Source organism: Austwickia chelonae NBRC 105200 (genome assembly GCF_000298175.1).
Taxonomy (GTDB): Bacteria; Actinomycetota; Actinomycetes; order Actinomycetales; family Dermatophilaceae; genus Austwickia; species Austwickia chelonae.
Map to the genome: position 1 here is coordinate 1 of NZ_BAGZ01000001.1, position 25593 is coordinate 25593.

25 protein-coding genes are annotated in these 25593 nt (G+C 62.0%); 1 reads left to right on the forward strand and 24 read right to left on the reverse strand.

The genetic code is table 11. The annotated features are described in order from the left end of the window. Nucleotides 1-387 precede the first annotated feature (387 nt). From tyrS to hisD, 24 genes are all read right to left on the reverse strand, one after another. Complete coding sequence (gene tyrS / locus AUCHE_RS00005) at nucleotides 388-1644, reverse strand: tyrosine--tRNA ligase (RefSeq protein WP_006501187.1); 1257 nt, start codon at nucleotides 1642-1644, stop codon at nucleotides 388-390. Nucleotides 1645-1705: 61 nt separating this feature from the next. Continuing rightward, nucleotides 1706-2374 carry a DNA-3-methyladenine glycosylase gene (locus AUCHE_RS15980; protein ID WP_006501188.1) on the reverse strand — a complete coding sequence of 223 codons (669 nt, stop codon included), beginning with the start codon at nucleotides 2372-2374 and terminating at the stop codon, nucleotides 1706-1708. Beyond that, complete coding sequence (gene argH, locus AUCHE_RS00010) at nucleotides 2367-3812, reverse strand: argininosuccinate lyase (RefSeq protein ID WP_006501190.1); 1446 nt, start codon at nucleotides 3810-3812, stop codon at nucleotides 2367-2369. Before argH ends, AUCHE_RS15980 begins: the two co-directional genes overlap by 8 nt. A 28-nt stretch (nucleotides 3813-3840) precedes the next feature. After that, nucleotides 3841-4341: an arginine repressor gene (locus tag AUCHE_RS00015; protein WP_006501191.1), complete on the reverse strand. Its 501-nt coding sequence runs from the start codon at nucleotides 4339-4341 to the stop codon at nucleotides 3841-3843. 194 nt (nucleotides 4342-4535) lie between these two features. Then, complete coding sequence (locus tag AUCHE_RS00020) at nucleotides 4536-5762, reverse strand: acetylornithine transaminase (protein WP_306301872.1); 1227 nt, start codon at nucleotides 5760-5762, stop codon at nucleotides 4536-4538. Further along, nucleotides 5752-6678: an acetylglutamate kinase gene (argB, locus tag AUCHE_RS00025; RefSeq protein WP_006501193.1), complete on the reverse strand. Its 927-nt coding sequence runs from the start codon at nucleotides 6676-6678 to the stop codon at nucleotides 5752-5754. The genes AUCHE_RS00020 and argB overlap by 11 nt, the downstream gene beginning before the upstream one ends. 50 nt (nucleotides 6679-6728) lie before the next feature. Further along, nucleotides 6729-7880 (reverse strand): bifunctional glutamate N-acetyltransferase/amino-acid acetyltransferase ArgJ, encoded by a 1152-nt coding sequence (gene argJ, locus AUCHE_RS00030; protein WP_006501194.1) that lies wholly within the window; start codon nucleotides 7878-7880, stop codon nucleotides 6729-6731. Further along, a complete protein-coding gene (locus tag AUCHE_RS00035; RefSeq protein ID WP_006501195.1) occupies nucleotides 7877-8332 on the reverse strand; it encodes an ACT domain-containing protein in 456 nt (151 codons plus the stop codon). Before AUCHE_RS00035 ends, argJ begins: the two co-directional genes overlap by 4 nt. Continuing rightward, nucleotides 8329-9369: an N-acetyl-gamma-glutamyl-phosphate reductase gene (gene argC / locus AUCHE_RS00040; RefSeq protein ID WP_006501196.1), complete on the reverse strand. Its 1041-nt coding sequence runs from the start codon at nucleotides 9367-9369 to the stop codon at nucleotides 8329-8331. The genes AUCHE_RS00035 and argC overlap by 4 nt, the downstream gene beginning before the upstream one ends. Before the next feature lie 71 nt (nucleotides 9370-9440). Further along, nucleotides 9441-10229 carry an SDR family oxidoreductase gene (locus AUCHE_RS00045; RefSeq protein WP_006501197.1) on the reverse strand — a complete coding sequence of 263 codons (789 nt, stop codon included), beginning with the start codon at nucleotides 10227-10229 and terminating at the stop codon, nucleotides 9441-9443. After that, nucleotides 10222-12804, reverse strand: coding sequence for a phenylalanine--tRNA ligase subunit beta (gene pheT / locus AUCHE_RS00050; protein ID WP_006501198.1), 2583 nt, complete (start codon nucleotides 12802-12804; stop codon nucleotides 10222-10224). Before pheT ends, AUCHE_RS00045 begins: the two co-directional genes overlap by 8 nt. Continuing rightward, entirely contained in the window at nucleotides 12804-13892 is a 1089-nt protein-coding gene (gene pheS, locus AUCHE_RS00055) for a phenylalanine--tRNA ligase subunit alpha (protein WP_006501199.1), read from the reverse strand. The genes pheT and pheS overlap by 1 nt, the downstream gene beginning before the upstream one ends. Before the next feature lie 99 nt (nucleotides 13893-13991). Further along, nucleotides 13992-15071, reverse strand: coding sequence for a sensor histidine kinase (locus AUCHE_RS00060; protein ID WP_006501200.1), 1080 nt, complete (start codon nucleotides 15069-15071; stop codon nucleotides 13992-13994). A gap of 20 nt (nucleotides 15072-15091) precedes the next feature. Then, nucleotides 15092-15928: a TrmH family RNA methyltransferase gene (locus AUCHE_RS15985; RefSeq protein WP_006501201.1), complete on the reverse strand. Its 837-nt coding sequence runs from the start codon at nucleotides 15926-15928 to the stop codon at nucleotides 15092-15094. 38 nt (nucleotides 15929-15966) lie between these two features. Then, the gene (gene rplT / locus AUCHE_RS00065; protein ID WP_006501202.1) at nucleotides 15967-16344 is read right to left on the reverse strand and encodes a 50S ribosomal protein L20; all 378 of its coding nucleotides are present in this window, start codon (nucleotides 16342-16344) and stop codon (nucleotides 15967-15969) included. A 100-nt stretch (nucleotides 16345-16444) separates the two neighbouring features. Continuing rightward, nucleotides 16445-16639: a 50S ribosomal protein L35 gene (gene rpmI / locus AUCHE_RS00070; RefSeq protein WP_006501203.1), complete on the reverse strand. Its 195-nt coding sequence runs from the start codon at nucleotides 16637-16639 to the stop codon at nucleotides 16445-16447. 91 nt (nucleotides 16640-16730) lie between these two features. Further along, nucleotides 16731-17369 carry a translation initiation factor IF-3 gene (infC, locus tag AUCHE_RS00075; protein ID WP_006501204.1) on the reverse strand — a complete coding sequence of 213 codons (639 nt, stop codon included), beginning with the start codon at nucleotides 17367-17369 and terminating at the stop codon, nucleotides 16731-16733. 349 nt (nucleotides 17370-17718) lie between these two features. Next, nucleotides 17719-18906, reverse strand: a complete 1188-nt coding sequence (locus AUCHE_RS00080; protein ID WP_006501205.1) for an MFS transporter — start codon at nucleotides 18904-18906, stop codon at nucleotides 17719-17721. Between the two features lie 76 nt (nucleotides 18907-18982). Further along, nucleotides 18983-19777, reverse strand: coding sequence for an SseB family protein (locus AUCHE_RS00085; RefSeq protein WP_006501206.1), 795 nt, complete (start codon nucleotides 19775-19777; stop codon nucleotides 18983-18985). Next, nucleotides 19774-20523, reverse strand: a complete 750-nt coding sequence (gene priA, locus AUCHE_RS00090; protein ID WP_006501207.1) for a bifunctional 1-(5-phosphoribosyl)-5-((5-phosphoribosylamino)methylideneamino)imidazole-4-carboxamide isomerase/phosphoribosylanthranilate isomerase PriA — start codon at nucleotides 20521-20523, stop codon at nucleotides 19774-19776. The genes AUCHE_RS00085 and priA overlap by 4 nt, the downstream gene beginning before the upstream one ends. Nucleotides 20524-20586: 63 nt before the next feature. Next, nucleotides 20587-21231 carry an imidazole glycerol phosphate synthase subunit HisH gene (gene hisH, locus AUCHE_RS00095; protein WP_006501208.1) on the reverse strand — a complete coding sequence of 215 codons (645 nt, stop codon included), beginning with the start codon at nucleotides 21229-21231 and terminating at the stop codon, nucleotides 20587-20589. A gap of 109 nt (nucleotides 21232-21340) precedes the next feature. Then, nucleotides 21341-21964, reverse strand: a complete 624-nt coding sequence (gene hisB, locus AUCHE_RS00100) for an imidazoleglycerol-phosphate dehydratase HisB (protein ID WP_006501209.1) — start codon at nucleotides 21962-21964, stop codon at nucleotides 21341-21343. Continuing rightward, nucleotides 21961-23130: a histidinol-phosphate transaminase gene (locus tag AUCHE_RS00105; RefSeq protein WP_006501210.1), complete on the reverse strand. Its 1170-nt coding sequence runs from the start codon at nucleotides 23128-23130 to the stop codon at nucleotides 21961-21963. The genes hisB and AUCHE_RS00105 overlap by 4 nt, the downstream gene beginning before the upstream one ends. Next, the gene (hisD, locus tag AUCHE_RS00110; protein ID WP_006501211.1) at nucleotides 23127-24566 is read right to left on the reverse strand and encodes a histidinol dehydrogenase; all 1440 of its coding nucleotides are present in this window, start codon (nucleotides 24564-24566) and stop codon (nucleotides 23127-23129) included. The genes AUCHE_RS00105 and hisD overlap by 4 nt, the downstream gene beginning before the upstream one ends. Before the next feature lie 101 nt (nucleotides 24567-24667). Between hisD and AUCHE_RS00115 the strand changes: the two genes are divergently transcribed. Beyond that, nucleotides 24668-25528 (forward strand): ABC transporter permease, encoded by an 861-nt coding sequence (locus AUCHE_RS00115; RefSeq protein ID WP_006501212.1) that lies wholly within the window; start codon nucleotides 24668-24670, stop codon nucleotides 25526-25528. Nucleotides 25529-25593 lie beyond the last annotated feature (65 nt).

Genomic DNA, 25593 nt, shown 5'->3' on the forward strand with positions numbered 1-25593 from the left:
AACAAACAATTGGCATCGATTTCGGCACGCTGTTGAGTTCTCAAGAATCGGTTACTTACTTGCGAGCTAGAACATCTTAGCAGATCCTCTAGCAGTGCTGCTATCGCCCTGAAGCTCAATTTCATCTTCCTCAGGAGCAGGCTCTCTACCTTACCAGAGACAATCTGGAACTTCAAACTCACCCTGAGTGAGATGAAGTTACACCTAGAACAGAAGGTGTTTGCTTCTAGTGAGAACCTGTCAGCCCGGGGATCTTTGGGGCTTTCGGCCCCGCTTCGCCCCCTGCGGGCTGACAGGAAATACACTAGCTAGTGAACCTTCAAGGGCACAAATCTGCAGGTCAGAGGCATTTAGCTTCAGAACGCAAGTCCGCTAGCCCTTCTCAGTTCACGCTCGACGGACCGCAGCCATGGCCTTGCGCCCACGTTTGAGGATGCAAACCTCATCCCCAAGAAAATCGCTCGCCCGAAGGGTCATCTCCGGATCACCTACCTTGACGTTGTTGACGGAGACGCCGCCTTCTGCCAGGACCCGCCGAGCGGCGTTCCTCGAATCGACCAACCCTGAGGAGACCAACGCATCCACCAACGAATCGCCAGGACAAGCCACTCCCCCCGGAAGCTCCGCCGTCGCGTCTCTCAAGGTAGCCGCATCCAACCCCTGGAGTTCACCCTTACCGAACAAAGCCGCTGAAGCTGCCTGCACCGCATCGGACGCGGTGGCACCGTGAACCAGCTCGGTCACATCTGCAGCCAACTGTTTCTGGGCAGCTCGAAGGAAAGGTTCTTCCTTTACCTGACGCTCGAGCTCAGCAATTTCTTCGCGCGTACGATCTGTGAAGACCTTGAGGAGCATGATGACCGAAGCGTCCTCCACATTGAGCCAGTACTGGTAGAAGGCGTAAGGGCTGGTCATCTCTCGATCAAGCCAGACCGCATTCCCTGCAGACTTGCCGAACTTCTCTCCTGAGCTGTCAGTAAGCAAGGGAGTGGTCAAGACATGGACCGACGCGCCTTCTGCGCGTCCGATAAGGTCTGCCCCAGCAGTGAGATTACCCCACTGGTCCTGGCCGCCAGTCTGCAGTGTGCATCCAAAATTTCGGTACAGATGCAAATAATCAAGGGCTTGCAAGATCTGATAGCTGAACTCGGTGTAGCTAATTCCCTGCTCAGAATTGAGACGAGCTGCCACCGCGTCCTTCTTGATCATCTGATTGACCCTGAAATATTTCCCGTAATCACGAAGGAAATCGATAGCAGAGATCGGAGCGGTCCAGTCCAGGTTATTAACAAAAACCGGAGGGTTATTACTGTCGGCAGACAGGATCTTGCGCACCTGGGCGGCAATCCGGTCCACATCCGCTGCAGTCTGCTCCTTCGATTTCAAAGTCCGCTCACTCGTCGGACGAGGATCTCCGATGAGACCGGTCGACCCCCCCACCAGTCCGATGACCCGATGACCGGCCCGCTGAAGGTGCCGAAGAAGGATCAACTGCACAAGGTTTCCGAAGTGCAAAGACGGAGCTGTGGGATCGAAACCGCAATAGACCGTAAGTGGTTTCTCGAGCGCTTCACGCAGCGAAGCCTCATCAGTGGTCTGCGCCACCAAGCCACGCCACATCAACTCGTCGAGCACATTGCTCACGATCCCACTACCTTTCCTCTGTCGAGGCGCCCCGCGGCACCTCACTGCTAGCCATCCTCCCCTACCCTCGACGTCGCCGGGAAACCGCCGGCCGATACACCGATACGGTTCGCTCCCCTCCGATCCACAGACGCCACGGAAACCTGTCAGGATCACCACCAGGACCTGACACCCCGACCCGCGGACCGACAGACACCCTCGTATCATCCACCGGATCACCTCGGACTACGCGCACCGGCGCCCCAGGGTCAGTAGTAAGGAGACCGTTCTGTTCTCGGCCCAAGGCAAGACAGGTCGCCAGACGGGCAGGACCACGCGCAAGATCCCGGGAAGCGATTACCCAATCCGCCCCCGTGTCAGCAGAGGACGCCAGCGTTTTCCGACGAAGCCTACGACGTGCGATCGCCACGTCCTCGCCCACCACCACTTCACCAGCGCGCAACAGAACTGCAGCAGCTCGCCCCTCAGAGCGACAAACTAGATTCGCGCAGAAGTGCATGCCATAAGTGAAGTAGACGTAAAGGCCACCCGGAGGCCCGAACATCACCTCCGTCCGCGGTGTACATCCGCGGAAGGCATGCGACCCAGGATCACGCTCACCGTCGTACGCCTCAACTTCCGTGAGCCGCACCGACACTCCTTCGTGAGACACCACGCACCCCAAAAGGTCACGCGCCACATCAAGGACCGGGCGGTCATAGAAACAACCCGACAGCGGATCGTCAGTCACGGATCACGACCGACGCTGACGCCCAGGAACGGGCCTGAGCAGACGCCCCACGAGCTCTCTCCAACTGTTCAACGACCCGGACCGGAGCCGTACCACCCTTAGCATCCCGAGAAGCCAACGAACCGGACACAGACAACACCGAACGCACCTCCGGAGCAAGATGCGCTGAGATCTCGAACAGATCGGAATCAGAAAGATCCCACAACTCGATACCACGCTTCTCGCACACCCGCACACAACCGCCGGCCACCTCATGCGCGACGCGGAAAGAAACCCCTTCACGGACCAACCACTCCGCGACATCAGTAGCTAAAGAAAAACCCTGAGGCGCCAAGTCAGCGAGTCTGTCGCCGTCGAAGACCAAGGTCGCCGTCATCCCCGCCACCGCAGGCAGCAACACCTCCAAGGTGTCCACCGCATCGAAGACTGGTTCCTTGTCCTCCTGAAGATCGCGGTTGTAAGCCAACGGCAAAGCCTTCAATGTCGCGAGAAGACCCGCCAGGTCCCCGATCAGACGGCCCGCTTTACCCCGCGCCAACTCCGCAACATCCGGATTCTTCTTCTGAGGCATGATGCTCGAACCAGTCGAATAGGCGTCATCCAAGGTGACGAAGCCGAACTCCTTCGTCGCCCATAGACAGATCTCCTCCGCGAAACGCGACACATCAACGGCCGCCATCGCCGACACAAAAGCGAACTCAGCGACAAAATCACGACTTGCCGTGCCATCGATCGAGTTCTCACACGCCGAGACAAACCCCAAGTCGGAAGCTACCGACTCCGGATCCAGCCCGAGAGAAGAACCTGCCAGCGCTCCCGACCCATACGGCGACACCGCTGCCCGGACATCCCAATCACGCCAACGCTCCACGTCACGGAGCAAAGCCCAGGCATGAGCCAACAGATGATGGGCCAACAACACCGGCTGTGCATGCTGCAGATGCGTCCGGCCAGGCATTGGCACACCTGGATGAGCAGCAGCCTGCTCCACCAAAGCGTCCACGACGTCCAAGAGCAGCCCCGAACAGACCCGGGCGTGATCCCTCAAATACATCCGGAAAAGCGTCGCCACCTGGTCGTTCCGAGATCTCCCAGCCCGTAGTCTGCCGCCCACCTCCGCGCCGACACGCTCAATGAGCCCCCGCTCCAGAGCGGTATGCACATCCTCGTCTGCCTGAACCGGCAGAAAAACTCCGCTAGCTACATCCGCACCGAGCGAACGTAATCCCTCGAGCATCACCGCGAAGGACTGTTCGTCGAGCAGGCCCGCAGCACGAAGGACCCGCGCATGCGCGCGGGACCCAGCCAGATCGTAGGGCGCAAGACGCCAATCAAAGTGAGTCGACCGACTCAACTCGGCCAAGGCATCAGCCGGCCCACCGGCGAACCGCCCTCCCCACAAAGACACAGGACCATTCGACTTCACAGGTTCCGACATCGATCATCCCTCACCGTGATACGTAATCTCATGACACGCCCGAAGCCAAAGACAACAGCCGATCCGCGACCTCCTGACCGCCCTGCGCAGACACCGTAACGATCAAGACGGTGTCATCCCCCGCTATCGTGCCGATGATGTCGTCCGGATCAGCACGGTCAATGGCAGAAGCCAAATAATTCGCCGCACCCGGAGGGGTACGGAGGACCACCAAGTTCGCCGAAGCGGTAGCCGTCACCAGCAGGTCCTCGCAAAGCCGCTTCAAACGGACATCGATCTCATCCGCCTCCACCGCGGGCCGAGGAGTACGGTCCCCTCCTTCGCCCGGAACCGCATAAACCAACGACTTACCGCGACGCACCTTCACCGCGCCGATCTCCACCAGATCCCGGGACAACGTCGCCTGAGTCACCTCATACCCGTCACGAGACAGAAGCTCCAGTAGTTCTCCTTGGCTCCGCACCGCATTTCGCATCAGGATCTCCACGATCCGTGCGTGTCGTGCCATACGGGACTGGGCGACGGTCAACAGAAATCTCTCCTCATCGAACGGTGAAAGCTACACAGGTGAAGTTCGCGGATACCTCCTACACAGACTCCCGACCAGGAGTCGAAAGGAATCCAGCAGATCAACGATCACACGAAAGCTCCGACACAGAACCATCGACTCCCCCGAACTCCCCGTCACAGCCCCAGCTCCCCTTCCGCCAAGAGACCCGGTACTCACCGGAACACGTCCTGCCGAAGAACTCGACCGAACACCTCGACGAAGAGATCTGCCTCATCGCGCTTCAAGAGAAGCGAAGGTACGATCCGCAAGGTGTAAGGGTTCGGCGCGTTGACGATGATCCCCTCCGCCAGCAACGCGTCCGCCAACTCACGTGCCTCGGGATCACGAAGACCTATGCCCAACAGCAACCCTTGCCCACGTACCTCGACCACCCGTGACGAGGCGACTGCGATCAACTGCTTCCTCAGCTCGTCGCCGAGAAGGCGAACCCGCTCCAATACGCCTTCCTGTTCCAAGAACTCGATCACAGCAGCGCCTGCGGCACAAGCCAGCGGGTTCCCCCCGAAAGTAGTGCCGTGCTGTCCCTGAGAAAGCAGATCGGTCACCGAACGACCGAAGGTCAACATCGCCCCGATCGGCACCCCACCGCCCAATCCCTTGGCCAGAGTCATGACATCCGGAACGACCTCGGCCCACTGGTGCGCGAACCAACGGCCGGTCCGGCCTATTCCTGACTGCACCTCGTCGAAAACGAGAAGAGCGCCGTGGCGGGTACACAACTCCCGTGCCAGACGGAGATAGCTGTGTGAGGCCGGTATCACACCGGCCTCACCCTGAATCGGCTCCAGGAACAACGCAGCGACCGGAGCCGAATCATCGGCGAAAACAGCCCGAAGAGCCTGAGCATCGTCGAAGGGAACATGACATACCTCGCCCAGCAGCGGCTCGAACGGTTCCCGGTAATCTCGTCGATGGGTCAAACTCAAAGCCCCTGTGGAACGACCATGAAAAGCGCCTTCCGCTGCCACCATCCGTATACGACCCGTGCGTCGGGAAAGCTTGATCGCAGCCTCCACCGACTCCGTCCCCGAATTGGTGAAGAAAACTGCAGAACCCTCCGGCGCTTCAGCGACCCGGAGGATTTTCTCAGCCAGTTCCACCTGCGCAGGAGACGTGAAGTAGTTACTGACATGAATCACCTTCGACGCTTGTTCAGAAAGTGCACGAACCAACGCAGGGTGGGAATGGCCCAGAGCATTAACCGCTATACCAGCCAAAAGATCCAGGTATTCCCTACCATCGACATCCCAGAGTCGGCTACCGATGCCATGGGAGACCACCAGCTGTGGTTGGCCGAACACCGGAAGCAACGACTGCCCGTACCGTCGGAGAAATTCCTCCCGGATTCCCTGCTCCATGGTCACATCCTCATGTCTCATCAGGAACGATCATCGTTCCGGCACCCTCACCTGTGAAAATCTCCACCAACAGCGAATGCGGCCGGCGACCGTCGATCACATGCGCCTTACCGACACCTCCACGTACTGCTCGCACACAAGCCTCCAGTTTGGGAAGCATCCCTGCCCCCACAGAGCTCATCAGTTCCTCCGCCGAACTGACATCCAGACGTGACAACAGCGAAGTCTTGTCCGGCCACCTGGCATAAACCCCTTCGACATCTGTCAACACCACCAGCTTGCGTGCGGACAGAGCCACAGCCAACGCCGCAGCAGCTGTGTCCGCGTTGACATTCAGAACACCGCCCCGTTCGACATCAGGAGCGATGCTCGAAACAACCGGCACCCGGCCTGCCTCGATGATGTCCAACACAGCCGAAGGATTCACCCTGACCACATCCCCCACCAGACCGATGTCCTCTTCCGACCCAGCCACCGTGATCGAACGCCGCCGACCTTCGAAAAGTCCCGCGTCCTCACCGGACAGCCCCACCGAGATCGGGCCGTGCTCGTTGAGGAGCCCCACCAGCTCACGTCCGACCTGCCCCATGAGAACCATGCGCACCACATCCATCACCTCAGGCGTGGTCACCCTCAGACCTGCTCTGAACTCACAAGGCAGGCTGAGGCGGTCAAGCATCACCCCGATCTGAGGTCCCCCTCCGTGGACCACGACCGGACGAAGACCTGCATAACGCAGGAAAGCAACATCCTGCGCGAAAGCCTCCTTCAACGAGTCCGAAGTCATGGCGTTCCCGCCGTACTTCACCACGACCAAAGCCCCATGAAAACGCTCCAGCCAGGGCAATGCGCCGACCAGAACCCGAGCGTTCTCAGAGGCTCGACTCAAGGACGCCTGATCACGCAGCGTCCGTAGATGATGGGAAGCAGCGTCCAAGCGCTCCTCCGCAGACCACCCTTTTCCTGTGTTCGCTCCGCCATTATCGTTCATGTGCTGTACGCCGAATTCTCGTGGATGTAATCGTGGGTGAGATCGTTGGTCCACACCGTCGCCTCCTCCGTACCGGCTCCCAAGCCGATGAGGACGCGGGTCTCCCGAGGAGACATGTCGACTTCTGAACGGTCTTCTCCCGGCGCACAGCCCCTGCACACCCGGACCCCGTTGACGGTCACATCCAGATCGGCCGGATCGAAGGAAGCTCGTGTCGTTCCCACCTCGGCGACGATTCGACCCCAATTGGGATCTCCTCCGAACACCGCGCACTTGAACAGGTTGCTACGAGCCACCGCCCTGGCTACCTCAACTGCGTCCTCTTCCGAAACCGCCCCCGCGACCGTGATCGCGATGTCATGTCGAGCCCCCTCCGCGTCTGCGATCAACTGGCGAGCTAGATCTGAGCAGACCTCGGACACCATCCCACGCAGTTCCGACTCTGAAGGCACAACCCCTGAGGCACCCGAAGCGAGCAAGACCACGGTGTCATTGGTCGACATGCATCCATCCGAGTCGATCCGCTCAAAAGTCCGGCGAGTCGCCTCGCGAAGCACCCGGGAGAGCTCCTCAGGGCCCACCACAGCGTCGGTGGTGAGAACCACCAGCATGGTAGCCAACCCAGGCGCCAACATCCCCGCGCCTTTGGCCATTCCCCCGACAGACCATCCGCCCCTTACTCGATAAGCCTGTTTGGGCACCGTATCTGTCGTCATGATGGCCTCTGCAGCAGAGTCTCCCCCCTCGACACCCAGCGATCTCACCGCGTTGTCGACGCCTCGCAACAGCGTCGGCATAGGGAGCTCCTCGCCGATCAGTCCTGTTGAGCAGACGATGACATCGTTCGTCGAACAGCCGAGCCGCTCAGACAGATGTTCAGCAGTCATCCGGGCATCACGAGCGCCTCGCGCTCCGGTACAGGCATTGGCACATCCGGAGTTCAGAACCACTGCGACCGCACGACCGTCACCTATCACCCCGCGGCTCCAGGTGACCGGGGCAGCTTCAACACGATTAGTGGTGAAGACTCCTGCCGCGGAATACAGCGGTCCGTCGTTGACGACGAGCGCCACATCAGCAGCCCCCGACAGCTTCAACCCGGCAGTGACTCCTGCTGCACGGAAGCCCGCGGGAAAGGTGACGCTCATATATCCTCCTCCACCTCGAGTGGGCCGCTCTCCCCCGCCTGCCGGAGCTGTGAAGTCCCATCGACCGTGTGACCGTTGTATCGCCAGACCGTGGCCGCCTGCTTCGACTGATCAACTGGGATCAAGATCCAGTCCGTCTCAAAGGTGGACAACGTGATGACAGCAACGCCTTCTCTGGCCAGAGGCGCCAGCAGACCTCCCAGAACACCGGTCAAGGTGAAATCGAGCGGTCCCTCGATCTCGAAGGCGTGGAATGGACCAGCTTGGACTACCCCGATCGGAACTTCGTCCGCTGCAGCGATGACCGAAGTCTCCTTGGCGTTCCAGGTGACCGATGTCAGTGGATGCCCCCCGCGGGCCCATTGTGGAACAGCGCTACCGGGTTCGAGTCGAGCGATCTTGACCGGACGTTCATGCATGGTCAGGTGCCAGAACTGGTGTGCAGTACTCACGGTGCTACTCCCGTCGTCGACAGACCGGTGGTCTCCGGAAGACCGAATGCCAGGTTGAGACATTGCACGACAGCACCTGCCGTCCCTTTGGTCAGGTTGTCCTCCACCGCCACCACCACGACCCGCTCGGCATGATCGTCATAGGCCAACTGCATCGCCACTATGTTGCTGCCCAGCACGCTTCCGGTGGAAGGCCAGATTCCTTCTGGGAGCAAACGAATGAAAGGCTCATTCTGGTAGCTGTCCTGCCATACGCTACGCAGCTCACATGATGAGACCCCTGACGACAGCCGTGCGGTACAGGTCGCGATGATCCCCCGTGGCATCGGCGCTAGAACGGGGGTGAACGAGACAGTCGCTGTTCTCCCTGCCGCCCGCGCCAAATTCTGCTCGATCTCCGGCACATGCCGGTGAGATCCTCCAACCCCGTAGGGTGACATCGATCCGATCACCGTCGAGGCCAGGAGATGGCTTCGGAGGGTTTTTCCTGCACCGGAAGTGCCAGAAGCAGCAACGACGACGATGTCAGAGGGTTCGAGGAGCCCTGCCGCCAGACCCGGCGCTAAAGCCAGACTCACGCCGGTCGGATAACACCCAGGAACTGCAATACGTCGTTGCCCGATCAATTCAGCGCGAAGGCGTCCACCATCAGCTGTCGGAAGTTCCGGAAGTCCGTAGCTCCAGGCGCCGGCATAAGGGGTGTCGTAGTACTGCGCCCAAGCCTGTTGATCGGTAAGTCGAAAATCTGCACCGCAGTCGATGACAACGAGATCCGCAGGTAGTTGAGCGGCAAGCGGCGCAGAGGCGCCGTGAGGCAGCGCCAGCACGACTGCGTCGTGCCCCTCGAAAGATTCTGGGGCGGTATCCGCGAGTACACGTTCTGCCAGCGGAAAGAGATGGGGATGGTGGTCCCGCAGTGTACTGCCGACGCTACGGGAAGCGGTGAGCGTTCCTATCTCGAATTCGGGGTGGCTCAGCAGAAGGCGGACTACTTCCCCTCCTGCATATCCGCTGGCACCGGCAACCGCTACTCTCATGCGGATGAATATACACAGTCACGCAAGTTTATGCAGCACGTCATTGCCTACATGTCATCTAACGGCCCCCTTCACCCGCGGATCGGGTCCCCCTCGCCGTAGGACGACAAAACCAGCTTGCGAGCTCCTTCGGGCACGCCGCCTGCTGCCGCCGAGAGCAACGAATCAACAGAATCCACACCCGCCCGGACAAAACACCCCGACCAGGCATCCAGACGCCCACTGGCCAGCCCCAAAGCCAGCTCACTCACCTGCTGCGGCGTCGTCCACTCACTGCGACCCTCATGAACCCTCATCGACAATGTCATATCCGTCCGGACCACCCCCGGCATCAGATCGAAAGCACACACACCCCGGCCGAGACCCGAAGCATGTGTTGACCCGGTAATCCGAGCCAATGCGGTCTTTCCCACGTTGTACGCCGAAGAAACATCGCCAGCACGCGTGCCAGCTCCAGAATTGAGATTGATGATCCGACCCGAGCCAGCCGCCAACATCCCCGGCAGGACCCTCCGAGTGAAGAGATAAGGCCCCCGGACGTTGACCTCCACCGTTCTCCACCACTGATCAGGGTCGGAATCTTCCAAGGGCAACTCATGGTCGATGACGCCAGCGTTGTTGATCAAGACATCGATTCGGCCATGCTTCCTTTCGACCGCGGACACGAAATCAGCAACTGACCGGGAATCAGTGACATCCACCGCAGCCAGCGAGAAAGACGAGCCCTCCCCTACCGGTCCGCCGCCATGCAAGGAGCAACCCTCGACCAGGTCACCCACCGCAGTGAAAGCAGCGGCCAGGTGGGCGCCGATGCCACGAGACGCACCGGTAACCACCACGACCCTAGGGGATTCACCCACGCTGGACAGCTCCTACCACCTGAGCAGCCGCCGCGATCGCCGCATCCCTGGCGCCACTCACCTCGTCGGTGGTCAACGTCCGATCCGCAGCCCTGAAGGTGAGCCGATAGGCCAAAGACTTCTGACCCCCGCCAACCTGCTCCCCCCGATAGACGTCAAACAAGTCCACCGACTCCAGATCGTGGCCAGCGCCAGCCCGCAAAGCAGACTCCACGGCAGCAGAAGGTGTGTCCTCATCGACCACGAGTGCCACATCTGTGTGAGCTACCGGATAGGTCGACAGCATTGAAGCCTGTACCGGGTCACCTCCACAGGACAACAACTCATCAAGATCCAGCTCAGCGGCACATGAACGAGGAGGAACACCCAATCGAGCGCACACCTTCGGATGCAACTCACCTGCGTACCCGATCACGCTGCCGTCGGCAGCCACCAAACGGGCACAGCGCCCAGGATGCCAAGGAGCCTGCCCCGTCTCGGATTCCGGCATCACCACGACACCGAACACCCTGGCCAGCGAGATCGCCAAACCGATCGTCTGCGGCGCCGTCCACGCCACAGCGGCTCCGTAAGGCCCCTGCGGCTCAGAAGACCCGGTCATCGCAAAAGCCACATGACGAGGTTGGGAAGGCACCGCCGACACGATGGCGTCGAGCACCTCCGGATCAGGCCGCACTCCGACGGCAGGAACAGGCGCAGAGCTCAGGTCGCCAACGCTCCGGAAGACCAATCCTGTCTCGAAGACAGCACAGTCTTTCGATCCGCGGTTGACGTTCAACCGCAAAGTGCCCAACAACGAATCGAGAATCGATGTCCGCAGAAGCGGAGCCTCATCCGACAGCGGGTTCGTGATCCGCACCGCCTGTCGGCGCGCATCGTCCGGCGTGTAGCCGAGATCGTCGAAGAGCCGTTCCGACACGAAGGGATAGGACCAGACCTCGCTCAACCCCAGCGCCGCCAATGTCGCATTGGTTGTACGAACTGCGATCTGAGCTCGAGTCAACCCCCGCCCGCCCGGCGCATCCGGCAAGATCGAAGGAATCCGGTCATAACCACGCAGCCGCGCAATCTCTTCCACCAGATCCGGGCCGTTGCGCAGGTCAGGACGCCAGGACGGAGGAGATACGCGAACGTGGCCGAAGGCATCTGCTGCAGGCTCGGTGATCTCCTCGACCTCACAGCCCAGCCCCCGCAGCTCAGCCACGACATCCTGGTGGCCCAGACCATCCGGAACGGGCGAAGTCAACGGGTTACCCGGCTCGATCAGACGCCATGCCTGAGCAGTGTCGAAAGTGATCTCGTAACGTCCCTCACGGCGGTCGATATCCGTGACCCCCGGATCGAGCTGCCCGCCCGCCAGTTCGAGCAGCATCCTCACCGTCATATCGGCGACCGCCGCCGTCACGGCAGGATCGACCCCCCGCTCGAAACGTCGGCTCGCTTCGGTGGACAGCTGATGGCGACGGGAGCTTCTTGCGATGCTGACCGGATCGAAGTGCGCAGCCTCCACCAGAATGTTGGTGGTCGAAAGAGTGACCTCACAGCTCTGCCCACCCATCACACCGGCAATCGCCAACGGAGTGTTCCCTCCGTCGGTGATCAATAGATCCTGGGGATGCAAGAGCCGCTTGACTCCGTCCAAGGTCACCAGCGACTCGCCCTCGCGAGCTCGCCGAACCTCAATAGCTCCGCCCAAAGTATCCAGGTCGAAAGCGTGCAACGGCTGCCCGGTCAACAGCATCACGTAGTTCGTGACATCGACCACCACGTTGACCGGACGCATTCCCATCTGGCGAAGGCGGCGCTTCATCCACGGCGGCGTAGGGGTAGCGACATCGATACCGCTGATCATCCTGGCGACATAACGGTCGCATCCTGCGACCCCGTGGATCCTGGTCTCATCGACAAGACGGACCTCGTAACCTTCGTCGTTGCTCCCGGGCACCCCATCGCCATCGACGACCGGATCCTGGAAAGCCACCCCCCGACCGGTCGACAAGGCGTATTCCCGTGCGATTCCCCGCATCGACAGACAGTAACCACGATCAGGGGTGACGTTGACCTCGACAACCTCCTCAGACAGACCCAGGAGGTCCAAGGCGTCCTGCCCCGGCGCCAGCGAAGAGATCAGCGACTCGTCACCGGCGAAGAACTCGGTCAGGACGATGATGCCGTCGTGGTCCTCGCCGAGACCTAGTTCCTTCTCCGAACAGATCATCCCCGCCGACATATGCCCGTAGGTCTTGCGTGCACCAATCTCGAAATCACCGAGTCGGCCACCGGGCAGAATGACGACAACCAGGTCACCCGCGTCGAAATTATGCGCACCACACACGATTTCCTGAGGAGTACCAGTGCCGATATCGACATGGCAGAAGTGGATGGTTTTACCGTTTTCCTGCGGTTCATCCGTCTTGTCCAGAACTCGTCCCACGACAAGAGGTCCCGTGACCTCGCCTACGTGGATCGCTTCCTCTTCCAAACCGACTCTCACCAGGTCAGCAGCCACCTCGATGCCAGCCGGCGCATGATCCAGACCGACCAACTCCGCAAGCCAGCTTGTAGGTGCGCGCATCAGATCTCCATCCCGAACTGCGCGGAGAACCGCACATCTCCTTCAACGAGGTCATGCATATCCCGTACGTCGTTACGCAACATGACCGTGCGGTCGATACCCATACCGAAAGCGAAGCCGGAATAGACGTCAGGGTCGACCCCGCAGGCTAAAAGCACATTACGGTTGACCATCCCGCAGCCACCCCATTCGATCCATCCCGCGCCACCGCGCTTCTGCGGAAACCACAGATCCATTTCTGCACTGGGCTCGGTAAAGGGGAAGAAGGACGGGCGAAGCCTAGTCCTGGCCTCAGCACCGAACAAAGCCTTGACAAGGTGGTCCAAGGTGCCCTGAAGGTGCGCCATCGTCAGACCTTTGTCCACGGCCAGACCTTCGACCTGATGGAACACCGGGGTATGAGTCGCGTCGAGTTCATCGGTGCGGTAAACCCGCCCCGGCACCGCGACATAGATAGGAAGATCTCGCTTCAACAGCGAGGAGTCCAAGTGCAACATCGTCCGCGCCTGCACCGGCGAAGTATGCGTACGCAGGACCAGACCGGACCCGGGCGGATCGATGAAGAAGGTGTCCTGCATCTGCCTCGCAGGATGGTCCGGAGCGAAGTTCAAGGCGTCGAAATTAAACCATTCGGCCTCGATCTCCGGACCGTCGGCAATCTCCCATCCCATGCCCACGAAGATGTCCTGGACACGCTCCGTAGCAAGGCTGATCGGGTGGCGGGCCCCCAACCGCCGATATGGCGACAACACCGAGACATCGATGCGTTCCTCCACGAGGATCCGCTCGTCCCGCTCGTCTTCGAGCTCCTGCTGGCGGGCCTTCAAAGCCGCACCCACCTTGCCACGCGCCTGACCGACCCGCTTGCCGGCCTCGGCCTTGGCGCTCGGAGGAAGAGCCGCTATCTCCCTGTTGGCCAACGCCAACGCACTTTTGTCGCTCGCGTGGGCCTGACGAGCGGCCTTGAGCTCGTCAAGATCCTGAGCGGCAGCTATCGCTTCCAAGGCGGCGGCTAGATCACTCTCGATCTGTGCGGGTGCGAGCGCGGCTACCTCGACGGGGTCATACTGCTTGTTCGGTCCTGACACGGAGTCGATCCTAGCCAGCACCGACCCCAGGACGCGACACCGAGGGCTGGAAGAGCACTCCGTGTGCATCCATCCCCTCGTCTGCAGAGGACAGCGGAATCAGGACATATGGGCTGGTTCGCGCAGAGGAAGCGTGAATCGGAAGAGTGCGCCCCCCGTCGGCGCCCGATCAACCTCAACCTGCCCGCCGTGCGCCTCGACCAGACCTTTCACCAGGTAAAGTCCCAATCCTGTGCTACCGCGTGCCGATCCGTGCCAAAACTTGTCGAAGATCAGGGGGTAGAGGCTGGGATCGATGCCCTCTCCCTCGTCGCTGACCGTCACCGCGACTGCAGAGGCCTCGCCTCCCGGATCGGGGATCACCTCGGTGGTGATCCAGACAGTCCCCGCCCCATGTCGCAAGGCGTTCTCGATGAGATTCGCCAATATCTGATCCAGACGGTCCGCATCGGCCCAGACCTCGAGCCGGCCCTGCCCTGATTCTTCCCACGAGAACCGGGTTCGATCATGTCCCCCCGCCACCATGCGCGTGATGTGTGCACCGATGACTTCTCGGACATCCAACGGGCGCAAGGAGACCCGCAGCCGACTCGCATCAAGACGTGACACGTCCAGCAGCTCGTTCAACAACCGCGACAGCCGCTGGCTGTCAGCAGCGATCGTGTCCACCATCAATCTTCGCTGGTCGTCACTAAATCTTTCCCACTGTCGGGACAACGTGCCGGAAAAGCCCTTGATACTGGACAGTGGCGATCTCAGTTCGTGTGCCACGATCGATACCAATTCCGCAGTGCCCGACTCATGTCGACGACGCTGGCTCGCGTCTCGGAGCATCACGACCACCCGATCGACCGGGCCTGCCCTCCGCGCACGGACGAAACTCATCGTGACCAGCATCTCGCCACGGCCTGGCAAGAGCAACATCCGCTCACGGTGACCTGTACGGGTCGCCAGTCCGGACCATGGGTCGAGGCAGGACCACCAGGAGCGTCCAGTCGGCTCGATGAGTGGGAGGACCTCGGTCACCGGGCGGCCGACGAGTTCCGCGCAGGTGCGACCGATCAGGCGCGCTGCCCGCGGGTTCACCACAATCACCGTTCGTTTCGCATCGGCAACGACGATGCCGTCTGGCATCTGCGCCAGGATCTCGTCCACGGGCGCGTCCGGCTGGATGACCACGTCCCGAGAATATCGTGCGGTTACGGTCGAGAGCTGCCTTCGTGTGTAGCTGCTGCAGAAGCGTACAAGCACATCGTTGCTGCCATAGCCAGGTTCAACGATTCTGCCCGACCGTAGATCGGAACCCGGACGACATCGTTGCACCTGTCTCGAATCTCGTCGGTCAGCCCCCATGCCTCATTGCCGAATATCCAGGCATGAGGCCGCTGAAGGTCCGCCTCGTGCAGCGAGGTACGCCCTCTGCCGTCAGCAGCCAGCAGAACCACTCCGGAAGCGGGCAACTTGTTGAAGAGTTCATCGGCGCGAACCCCTGTCACCACCGGGACATGGAATAGCGAACCGGCAGTTGAACGTACAACTTTTGGATTGTAAAGATCGACGCTTCCCTCAGTCAGGAGCACGGCGTCCACAGCCGTGGCATCGGCTCCTCGGAGCACCGTGCCCGCATTTCCAGGATCCCTGACATGGGTCAGAACGCAAAGAACCCGAGGAGCCCGGGCCAACACCGACTCCAAGGTCAGATCCAGCTGTCGACAAACTGCTAGCCCTCCTTGGGGCGACGGCGTATCAGCCATCGCGCCCAGGACGACGCGGTCGACCAGACGAATATCCACTCCTGCGGAACCAGCAGCTTCGACAATCGGGCACCACAACGGCCCGTCGGCCTCTTCGCGATCCACATACAGGTCGACGATCACATCCGGTCGGTGCAGCACCGCCTCCCGCACCGATTGAGGACCTTCCGCCAGGAAATATCCGGTACGCACACGCGCGGAGCGCCGGGACAACCCCCGAACCGCCTTCACCCGCTCACTGCGAGGATTGGACAGCACAGGAAGATCCCGGCGCTCCGACATCGAAGAGATCCACAAACCAGGGACGACTTCCCGTTGGATCAGGCCGCGTCAGAAGACGGGGCAGGAACGTTCTGCTTCGCGATCTGCACCAGCGCAGCGAATGCCGGCTCGTCATTCACCGCCATCTCGGCCAGCATGCGACGGTCCACCTCGATCTCAGCGGCTTTCAGCCCCTGGATGAAACGGTTGTACGTCATGCCGTGCGCACGTGCAGCAGCATTGATGCGCTGAATCCACAGACGGCGGAAGTCACCCTTGCGGGCCCGACGGTCACGGTAGGCGTAACCGAGGCTGTGCTGGACCTGCTCCTTCGCCTTGCGGTAGAGGCGAGACCGCTGCCCGCGGTATCCACTCGCTCGTTCCAGGACGACGCGACGCTTCTTCTGGGCGTTGACTGCCCGCTTCACGCGTGCCACGTGATTGCTCCTTGCATGTCGAACCGGCGATCTTCGGTGCGCAAGAACGCGCTGGCGAACACAGACCGCACAGTACAGTGGTCGGTTATGGCGGGTGGGCTTACTTGCCCAGCAGCTTCTTGATCTTCTTGGCGTCCGGCTTGGCGAGCTCGAGGTCGCCGGCGATGCTCCGCGTGTACTTGCTGGACTTGTGCTCCAGCAGGTGACGGCCGTTCGCCTGCTCGCGCATCACCTTTCCGGTTCCTGTGAGACGGAAACGCTTCTTGGCGCCGCTGTGCGTCTTGTTCTTCGGCATCGCGCCGACTCTCCTTCGTCGTACGTCCTGTCACACCGTTGCGTGACAGGGGTGAGTGGGCAGGAAAACCGTGACCTGCGTCAGTCTGGTCTCATGCCCCAGAGTTGGGGGATCCGCTGGCCGCTGCCACCGGTACGCCTTCTTCCGAGGCCTCGGCGGCCACCACAGGCTCCGGGGAACTGTGCTTCTCAGGACCACGAGCCGCATTTTTCGCAGCTTCGGCGTCGTCGCGACGTTTGCGCTGTTCCGCCTTGGCCTCGGCTTTCTTCTTCGTGGGCCCGAGCACCATGATCATGTTGCGACCGTCCTGTTTCGGAGAGCTCTCGACAAAGCCGAGCTCCGCGACATCCTGGGCCAGGCGCTGCAGCAGGCGGAAGCCCAGCTCCGGGCGGGACTGTTCACGGCCGCGGAACATGATCGTCACCTTGACCTTGTCACCGGCCGACAAGAAGCGGACGACATGCCCCTTCTTCGTCTCGTAGTCGTGAGGGTCGATCTTCGGACGAAGCTTGATCTCCTTGATGACCGTGTTGACCTGGTTCTTCCGGGCTTCACGGGCCTTCAGGGCCGCTTCGTACTTGTACTTCCCGAAGTCCATCAACTTTGCGACCGGGGGTTTGGCCATCGGTGCCACCTCGACCAGGTCCAGGTCCGCCTCTGCGGCGAGTCGCAGGGCGTCCTCCACGCGGACGATGCCGACCTGCTCCCCATTAGGCCCGACGAGCCGCACTTCCGGGACGCGGATGCGGTCGTTGATGCGCGGTTCGCTGATGGTGCGCTCCTTCTCTCAAACTGCTCAGTTGCCAAGGGCGACGCACGCAGAAAAGGCTTCTCGCGTCCGTCGTATGCGAGAAGCCATGCTCCCCTTCCGGAAAGTGCTCTCCCACTCGAATGCAGCAGAGCTGCAGAGGAGACACCCCTGCCACTCAGACAGGGAACTTCCAGATCGACCCGTCGACCCTTGAGTCGAACCGGGTGGAAGCGGCGGAGCCGGCTTCTCTTCTTCGCGTGCCGAACGCATTCAACGCGCGACACGAACTTCCGAAAAATGATATCAGCCAAAAAGGCTTTTCACCGAATCATCCCGGACGGACCGAGGTCACCGCACAAGTACGACGACGCACCCAGGCCAGTGCCAAGCCGAGCACCGCGATAGCCATACTCGTCATCGCGACCGCCATGAAACCCGCCCCGAAACCACCACCGTCGATCGCGGCACCAGCCAACGGAGCCCCTAGCGCGGAACCGACCTGCAAGAAAGAAGCATGCCACCCCATCGCTTCCCCTCGAAAACGCTCCGGAACCACCTGGCTCAACTCATCCACCATCGCCGTCGTCGTCGGCGCGCACAACAGACCCGCCACCGCGACCAACACCGTAAGCGTCACCACATCTCGAGCCCACGCCACCGGAAAAGTCACCGCGCCGAGCGCCAACAGAAGCCACAACGAGGGCACCGGCCGCGACAACAACCCGTAGGCCAGGCCACCCACCAGAGACCCCAGACACCACAGAGCCAGCACCCACCCCACCTGAGCAGTGCGATCCCATCCCCGCATCGCAGCCACCACCGCGATATCCGTCCCAGACAAGGTGATCGTCGTCGCCACACCCACCATGCAGATCACCGCCACCGTCGGCGTGAACCACGCCTTGAAGCCGCCCCCCTGCACATCCGAATCCGAGAGCGCACCACGCAGAGGGGGGTCCATCCACCACAACAGCGCCCCCGCACCCACCCCGGCCAAACCAACACCACCCAGAACCCAACCTGTATCCCAGATCGTGGCCGCCCAGACACCGACCAAGGGACCCACCATGAACGAGATCTCCACCGCCACGGAATCCATCGCCAAAGCTGTACGCCGATCACGACGTGGGACCGCAGCAATCACCGCCTGCCTGATGATGGAAAACGAAGGGATCGTGAATACCCCGGCCAACAAACACAGCGCCAGCAACGGCACATACCCCAGATAAGGAGCCGCCGACCAGCAAAACGTCAGCACCACGAGAGAAGGCCACACCGTCCTCCGCAATCCCACCCGGTCAAGCCGTCGACCACGCCACGGACCGGAAAGCGCCAATCCCACCGTCAGGATCATCATCGCCACCCCGGCCTCGGCATAAGAGCGACCCATCGCCACCACATGCAGCGTCAGGATCACCCCGCAGGCTGCCACCGGGGTCCGAACCATCAAACCCAACAACATGGTGATCCCGAGTCTGCTCTCTCGCAGAACACGAAAATACGGGGTCAGCGGCATGCCGACATCATCCCAGCCGATAGGCAGAAAAACCCGAACTCGCATCCGGCATCCGCGAACCGCCTCAGAACAAGAGTCAACCCGCCGCAGGGACAACCTTCACGGACAGATCATCGATCCGACGCCGGACATCAGGCTCCGCAGACAAGTTCTCCCCGACCGCCAACAAAGCCTCGTCGAGCGCTTCTCCCCCCAGCCCCGGAAGAACCTCCACCTCCACACGAAGAACGCCGGGTAATCCCACCCACCCCACGACCACCGACGCCGCACGCACACCCTGCACACCCTCGGCAGCTGCCCTCACCGCCTCACACACCACAGGATCACGGTCCGTCGGAACCCAGACCTCCCGCAGAGCCAATGCCCACAACTGCGACATCCGCACCACCGTCGCATGTTGATCGGCGACATCGACGACCGCAGCATGGCACCCCTCTTCTGCCAAGGCCGCCTGCGCCGCCTGGCCCGCCATCATCGGAACCGGTCTGGCCCGTGCGTCCCAACGGGCCAAGGCCTCCACACCGGTGAAGAAGGGCAAAGCCTTGGAGCCGTCAGGCGCCACCAGCAAAGCGGTTGCCATCTCTCCGAGATCCGTCCCATTCCCAGCATCCGGTAGCGCCAGCAGAGGCAGCACCACCCGAGAAGACGCCAGGATCCCCATCATCTCTGCCTCAGCCCGAGCACGCTGCGACGGATCAGCCGAGCCCACCTGCGCCAATGACCGCACCAAGCGGGGATCAGACCTCCCCTCGTCCGTAGAGAACGGAGAGGGCGACAAAGTCCGACCCGACCACGGGACACCACCCGTATCCGACAGTTGACCCGTCACGACACCTGCCTCCGGCCCACGAACCTCCGGCTGGTGAGTCACCGGGCAGTGCCCGCTGCGGACAAGGCCTCCGGCAGCGAGAAGGCACCCTTGTAGAGCGCAGAACCGACAATGGCGCCTTCCACTCCCGCCGGTACCAGCTCACGCAAGGACTCGATGTCGGACAAGGTCGACACACCCCCGGAAGCGATCACCGGGCGATCGGTCCTCTCACAGATCTCACGCAAAAGCTCCAGATTAGGACCGGCCAGCATCCCATCACGTTTCACATCGGTCACCACATACCGAGAGCATCCCTCCGCGTCCAGGCGGGCCAGCGTCTCCCACAGATCCCCGCCTTCTCTGGTCCACCCCCGTGCAGCCAGCGTTGCGCCCCTCACGTCCAGTCCGATGGCAACCCGGTCCCCATGCTCGGCAATGGCCCGAGCCGTCCATTCTGGATCTTCCAAAGCCGCGGTGCCGATATTCACCCGACGGCATCCCGTGGCCAAGGCCCGGACCAAAGTCGACTGATCCCGGATCCCACCGGAAAGCTCCACCTGGAGATCCAGCCGATCGATGATCGAAGCGATCAAGTCGTAATTACTGCCCCGCCCGAAAGCAGCATCGAGATCAACCAGATGCAACCACCTGGCGCCCTCACGCTGCCAGCGCATCGCTGCGTCATAGGGGTCGCCGAACTCGCCGCCGGTGCCTGCCACCCCCTGCACGAGTTGGACGGCCTGCCCACCGACGATGTCCACCGCAGGCAGCAGCTGGAGATCCGCGGGCGCAGGAGTGGCAGTCATCAGAGACCTTTCGTTCGACAAAGGATCAACAACTCGGACGAGCCGCTGAGGACATTTCTCGGTCTACAACATCCCCAACCAGTTACGAAGCAGATATGCACCCGCGTCCCCGGACTTCTCCGGATGGAATTGGGTAGCACACAACGGGCCGTTCTCCACCGCAGCGACAAAGGGAGCCCCATGCTCGGACCAGGTCACAGCGGGTGCGACGACGGCAAAAGGTCCCTCAGGTCGTAAGGACCACTCCAGAGCCGCATAGGAATGCACGAAATAGAACAATTCGTCCTCCACGCCGGCGAACAACCGACTGCCTTCCCCCGGACGCGTCCCGCTCCATCCCATATGGGGCACCACCGACGCAGGCAGACGCCGGACCTCGCCCGGCCACTGTCCCAAACCGGGAAGTCTCTCTTCCGATGGCTCGACCGACCCCTCGAACATCGCCTGCATCCCCACACAGATACCCAGGACCGGGCGTCCCCCGGCCAGACGCCGGTCGATCAACCCGGGTGCACCCACCCGGGAGAGCCCAGCCATACAGGCATGAAAATTCCCGACACCAGGCACCACCAGGCCATCGGCCTGAAGCACCTCGTCCGGATCGGCCGTCAAAGCAACATCGGCTCCGACACGCTCCAGCATGCGCACGGCGGAGCGGACGTTACCGCTGCCGTAGTCGAGGACCACCACCCGCCTCGTGGACGTCATCGGACAGCCTCGTCACCACGGTAGAGAGCATCCTGGCCAGGCAGAGCAACGGGATAACTCGGCCTGCCGACGAACAGAACGCGGCAACCCTTCCTCCGAACAAGACCCATCACAGAGCACCCTTGGCACTCGGAATACCTGACACCCGCGCATCCTTCGACAAGGCTGCACGCATCGCCCGAGCCACCGCCTTGAACTGCGCCTCCACGATGTGGTGCGGGTCCCGCCCTGCCAACACCCTGACGTGCAAGGCTATCTGCGCATGATGCGCCAGGGTCTCCCACACATGCCTCGTGAGCGAGCCCACGAAGTGCCCGCCGATCACGACGTACTCCTGGCCTTCGGGCTCACCCGAATGCACGCAGTAGGGCCTACCCGCCACATCGACGACAGCCTGGACCAAAGCCTCGTCGAGCGGCACCACGACATCACCGAACCTACTGATCCCACGTTTGTCCCCCGATGCCCGGCCGATGGCGTCCCCCAGACAGATCGCCACGTCCTCCACCGTGTGATGAGCATCGACATGGACGTCGCCCACCGCCTCGACCCGTAGGTCGATCAGGCTGTGCTTGGCGAAACTGATCAACATGTGGTCGTAGAAGGGAACGCCGGTAGAGACCTCCGCCGCACCCGTCCCGTCGAGGTTCACCTCAAGGACGATGCGGCTCTCGGAAGTCTCCCTGCTGATCCGCGCGACCCGCGCATCGGACACGGTCGATATGTCACTCATGGAGCCGTCCGTTCTTCATCGAGATCGCGGGGGGCCGATGCCTTCCTCGAGGACGAAAGATAGATCCGTAACGCCGTCAAGAATGCAGTGACCTCGGCTGGTGTGCCAGAGCTGACCCGAAGACAACCCGGCAGACCGACATCACGCACCAGAACCCCCTGGTCAAGGAGAGCCTGCCATGCCTGGGAGGCATCGACGAAACCGTCGATCAGAACGAAATTGGCGTCCGAGGGAACCGGGCATAGCCCCATATCGAGTGTTTCGGCCACGATCCGGTCCCGTTGTTCCTTCAACGCTTCCACCTCTGCCAGCAACAAATCGGAGTGGGCCAAAGCCGTGCGCGCTATCACCTGGGTAGGCGTCGACAGGTGGTACGGCATCCGCACCAACCGCAGAGCATCCACCAAGGAAGGATCCGCAGCGAGGTAACCAAGACGCCCCCCGGCCAGAGCGAAAGCTTTGCTCATCGTGCGACTGATCACCAACCGCGGACGCCCTGCGAGCAGTGACAACGCCGAAGGAGTCCCCTTCCTCGCGAACTCCGCATAGGCCTCGTCGACCACGACCACTGCGCGAGGCAAGGCGTCATGAACCGCTTCGACGACGCGTAGATCGACCGCAGTTCCGGTCGGATTGTTCGGGGAAGCAATCATCACGATGTCCGGGCGATGCTCCTCCACCTGCCGGACGACATCATCCACGCCAAGGTCATATCTGCCTGCGCCTGGCACGCCACGCGAGCCGTCAATCCACCTGGTGCCGGTGGCCAGAGCATAGTTGGGATACATCGAATAAGACGGCGTGAAGGCCATCAGCGACCGCCCCGGCCCTCCGAAGGCCTGAACGACGTGCAGCAGAACCTCGTTCGAACCATTACCTGCCCACACCTGCTCCGGAAGGAGCGGAATGCCACTCGTCCGGGTGAGATAGCCCGCCAGATCCTCCCGGAGAAGTGAGAACTCACGGTCCGGGTAGCGGTTCAGCCCCGAGGCGACCTGTCCGAGGTCATGGGCCATCGCCTGGGCCACCGTTTCAGGCACTGCAAAGGAATTCTCGTTGGTGTTCAACCGGACCGGGACATCGATCTGGGGCGCGCCATAAGCCGAACGACCACGCAGTTCGGCACGGAGTAGAAGTGAGATCTGTTCCTCGGAGGAGCCGCTCATTCCCCACCCCCGAACTCGATCCCCCGCAGCTCATCCACCAGGTCCGCGCCCCCGAACTCGACCCCCCGCAGCTTATCCATCGGGTCGCCGTCATCGACCGACGATGCCTGCCGCTGCCGGACCAATACCGCCTCTGCATGCCCGGGGAGGTCTTCGGCTTTCGCCAGACGGACCACGCTGTCGGTCACCTCGGCCAAGGCGTCCCTGGTGTATTCGATGAACTGCACCGACCTTAGGAAGGACTGCACAGACAGGCCCGAAGCGTAGGCGCTGGTCCCGCTCGTGGGAAGAACATGGTTGGAACCGGCCGCGTAGTCCCCGAGACTCACCGGTGTATAGGAACCGATGAAGACCGCCCCAGCGTTGGTCACGAAATGTGCGTCCTGGGCAGCATGCGCCGTCTGGATCTCCAGATGCTCAGCACCGTAGGCATTCACCACGCGCAGCCCCGCGTCCAGGTCATCGACCAGGACGATCGCCGACTGACGCCCGCTCAGCGCTTCGACGACCCGATCCCGGTGCCGCGTCAGTTCCGCCCTGCGCACCACCGCCGAGAGCACCGCGTCCGCCAAAGACTCGCTCGCCGTGACCAGGACCGAGGCAGCCAACACGTCATGCTCTGCCTGGCTGATCATGTCAGCAGCCACATGCTCGGCGTCAGCGGTGTCATCGGCGAGGATCGCGATCTCGGTCGGGCCCGCTTCGGCATCGATCCCCACCACCGACCGCAGTGCACGTTTCGCCGAAGCCACATAGACGTTCCCGGGACCGGTCACCAAGGACACCGGTGGGCAGACCTGGGATCCGTCCTCCTCACGAGCGCCATAGGCAAACATCGCCACGGCTTGGGCTCCGCCCACCGCGTAGACCTCGTCGACCCCCAGCAATGCGCAGGCTGCCAGGACCGTCGGATGAGGATATCCGGCGAACTCCCCGCTGTTCTGGCGTTGTGGAGGGCTGGCAACGGCCAAGGAACCGACTCCGGCCACCTGCGCCGGAACGACATTCATCACCACGCTGCTGGGGTAGACGGCCAGGCCACCGGGAACGTACAGACCCACACGTTCGACGGGTAACCAGCGTTGAGAGACCGTGCCACCGGGAACCACGTGTGTGGTGTGCGGGGCCCGCATCTGCTCCGCATGGACGATCCGCGCGCGCCGGATCGATTCCTGCAGGGCGGCACGGACATCGACGTCGAGTTGGTCAAGCGCAGCTGCCAGCACCTCGGGCGGCACACGAAGATGTGGTGGGGTGACGCCGTCGAATCGATGACCGTATTCCCGCACTGCCTCGGCTCCGCGGGTACGCACGGCCTCACAGATCGGAAGGACGACGTCAAGAGCGTCGTCCATGTCGTAGTCGGCGCGTGGAAGCGCCTCGCGCAGTGCGCGGGCATCAAGTTCCCGGCCGCGCAAATCAATTCGGGAGATCACGAGGGCATTCTAGGAAATGCTCCTGACAGGTCGGCTCGACGACCAGTGTCCGGAACGATCGTCCGGGCCTGGAGCATCCTCTCGAAGAGGAGAATGAGCAGATGCCCCTTTTTCCCGCTGAGGCCCTCATCCAGCTGCAGAACGGCCCGGACCATCTCCGCCTGGTCCTGGCCGTCTTCGCACTCGCTTTGTTCAGCGGACTGCTGCGCTTGTTCTGCGGGTTGGGCAACGGACGGGAGGAGATCCTGGCGATCGGTCGCGCGACGATGCAATTGGGGATCGTGGGCATCGTGGTGGCTGCGGTGCTCGGCTCGTGGCCGTTGACGGCCCTGTTCATCGTCGTGATGGTGTCGGTTGGGGCGTTCACCGCCGGGCGGCGACTCCGGATCTCCTCATGGTGGCCAGCGCTGTTGCCGGTGGCCTGCGGGGGCCTGCCGACCACCGGATTCCTCCTGGCTGTGGGGCTGCTCCCGGTGCAGACGATCTCGGTCATCCCCACGGCAGGAATCCTCATCGGGAACGCTATGACAGCGGTGACCTTGTCGGGGCAGCGGACCCTGGACGCCCTGGAAGAGCGCCGCGGGCAGGTCGAAGCTGCGCTTGCCCTGGGGTTCCTGCCTCGGGATGCCGCCCTTCTCGTGGCTCTTCGATCTGCGCGGTTGGCGCTCGTCCCGGCTTTGGACCAGACACGGACAGTGGGACTGGTGACTCTGCCCGGCGCTTTCGTCGGAACGTTGTTGGGTGGGGCTTCTCCTCAGCAGGCGGCTGCGCTGCAACTGGTCGTCCTGGCCGGAATCCTGGCCAGTCAGTCGATAGCGGTGTCCTTGACCGTGGAATTGGTGGCCCGGGGGGTGATGTCACGGTCAGAGGATGACCATCGCTCGGCCGGTCGGACCTCTCGGTCATTCCTCCGTTTTGCGGGGACGCCCTCGTCGGGGGAGCGGGGCGCTGTCCCTCGGTGACCGGCCGGCCGACTCGAGCGCTCTACGGAGCAGGGTCTCGATTTGTGCGTTGACGCTCCGCACGT

Bases quoted from the DNA above. Each gene is read 5' to 3' on its own strand.
- argH (WP_006501190.1), bottom strand. From the start codon at position 3,812: ATGTCGGAACCTGTGAAGTCGAATGGTCCTGTGTCTTTGTGGGGAGGG.
- AUCHE_RS00020 (WP_306301872.1), bottom strand. From the start codon at position 5,762: ATGAGACATGAGGATGTGACCATGGAGCAGGGAATCCGGGAGGAATTT.
- argJ (WP_006501194.1), bottom strand. From the start codon at position 7,880: ATGAGCGTCACCTTTCCCGCGGGCTTCCGTGCAGCAGGAGTCACTGCC.
- argC (WP_006501196.1), bottom strand. From the start codon at position 9,369: ATGAGAGTAGCGGTTGCCGGTGCCAGCGGATATGCAGGAGGGGAAGTA.
- pheT (WP_006501198.1), bottom strand. From the start codon at position 12,804: ATGCGCGCACCTACAAGCTGGCTTGCGGAGTTGGTCGGTCTGGATCAT.
- AUCHE_RS15985 (WP_006501201.1), bottom strand. From the start codon at position 15,928: ATGTCGGAGCGCCGGGATCTTCCTGTGCTGTCCAATCCTCGCAGTGAG.
- rpmI (WP_006501203.1), bottom strand. From the start codon at position 16,639: ATGCCGAAGAACAAGACGCACAGCGGCGCCAAGAAGCGTTTCCGTCTC.
- AUCHE_RS00080 (WP_006501205.1), bottom strand. From the start codon at position 18,906: ATGCCGCTGACCCCGTATTTTCGTGTTCTGCGAGAGAGCAGACTCGGG.
- priA (WP_006501207.1), bottom strand. From the start codon at position 20,523: ATGACTGCCACTCCTGCGCCCGCGGATCTCCAGCTGCTGCCTGCGGTG.
- hisH (WP_006501208.1), bottom strand. From the start codon at position 21,231: ATGACGTCCACGAGGCGGGTGGTGGTCCTCGACTACGGCAGCGGTAAC.
- hisB (WP_006501209.1), bottom strand. From the start codon at position 21,964: ATGAGTGACATATCGACCGTGTCCGATGCGCGGGTCGCGCGGATCAGC.
- AUCHE_RS00105 (WP_006501210.1), bottom strand. From the start codon at position 23,130: ATGAGCGGCTCCTCCGAGGAACAGATCTCACTTCTACTCCGTGCCGAA.
- AUCHE_RS00115 (WP_006501212.1), top strand. From the start codon at position 24,668: ATGCCCCTTTTTCCCGCTGAGGCCCTCATCCAGCTGCAGAACGGCCCG.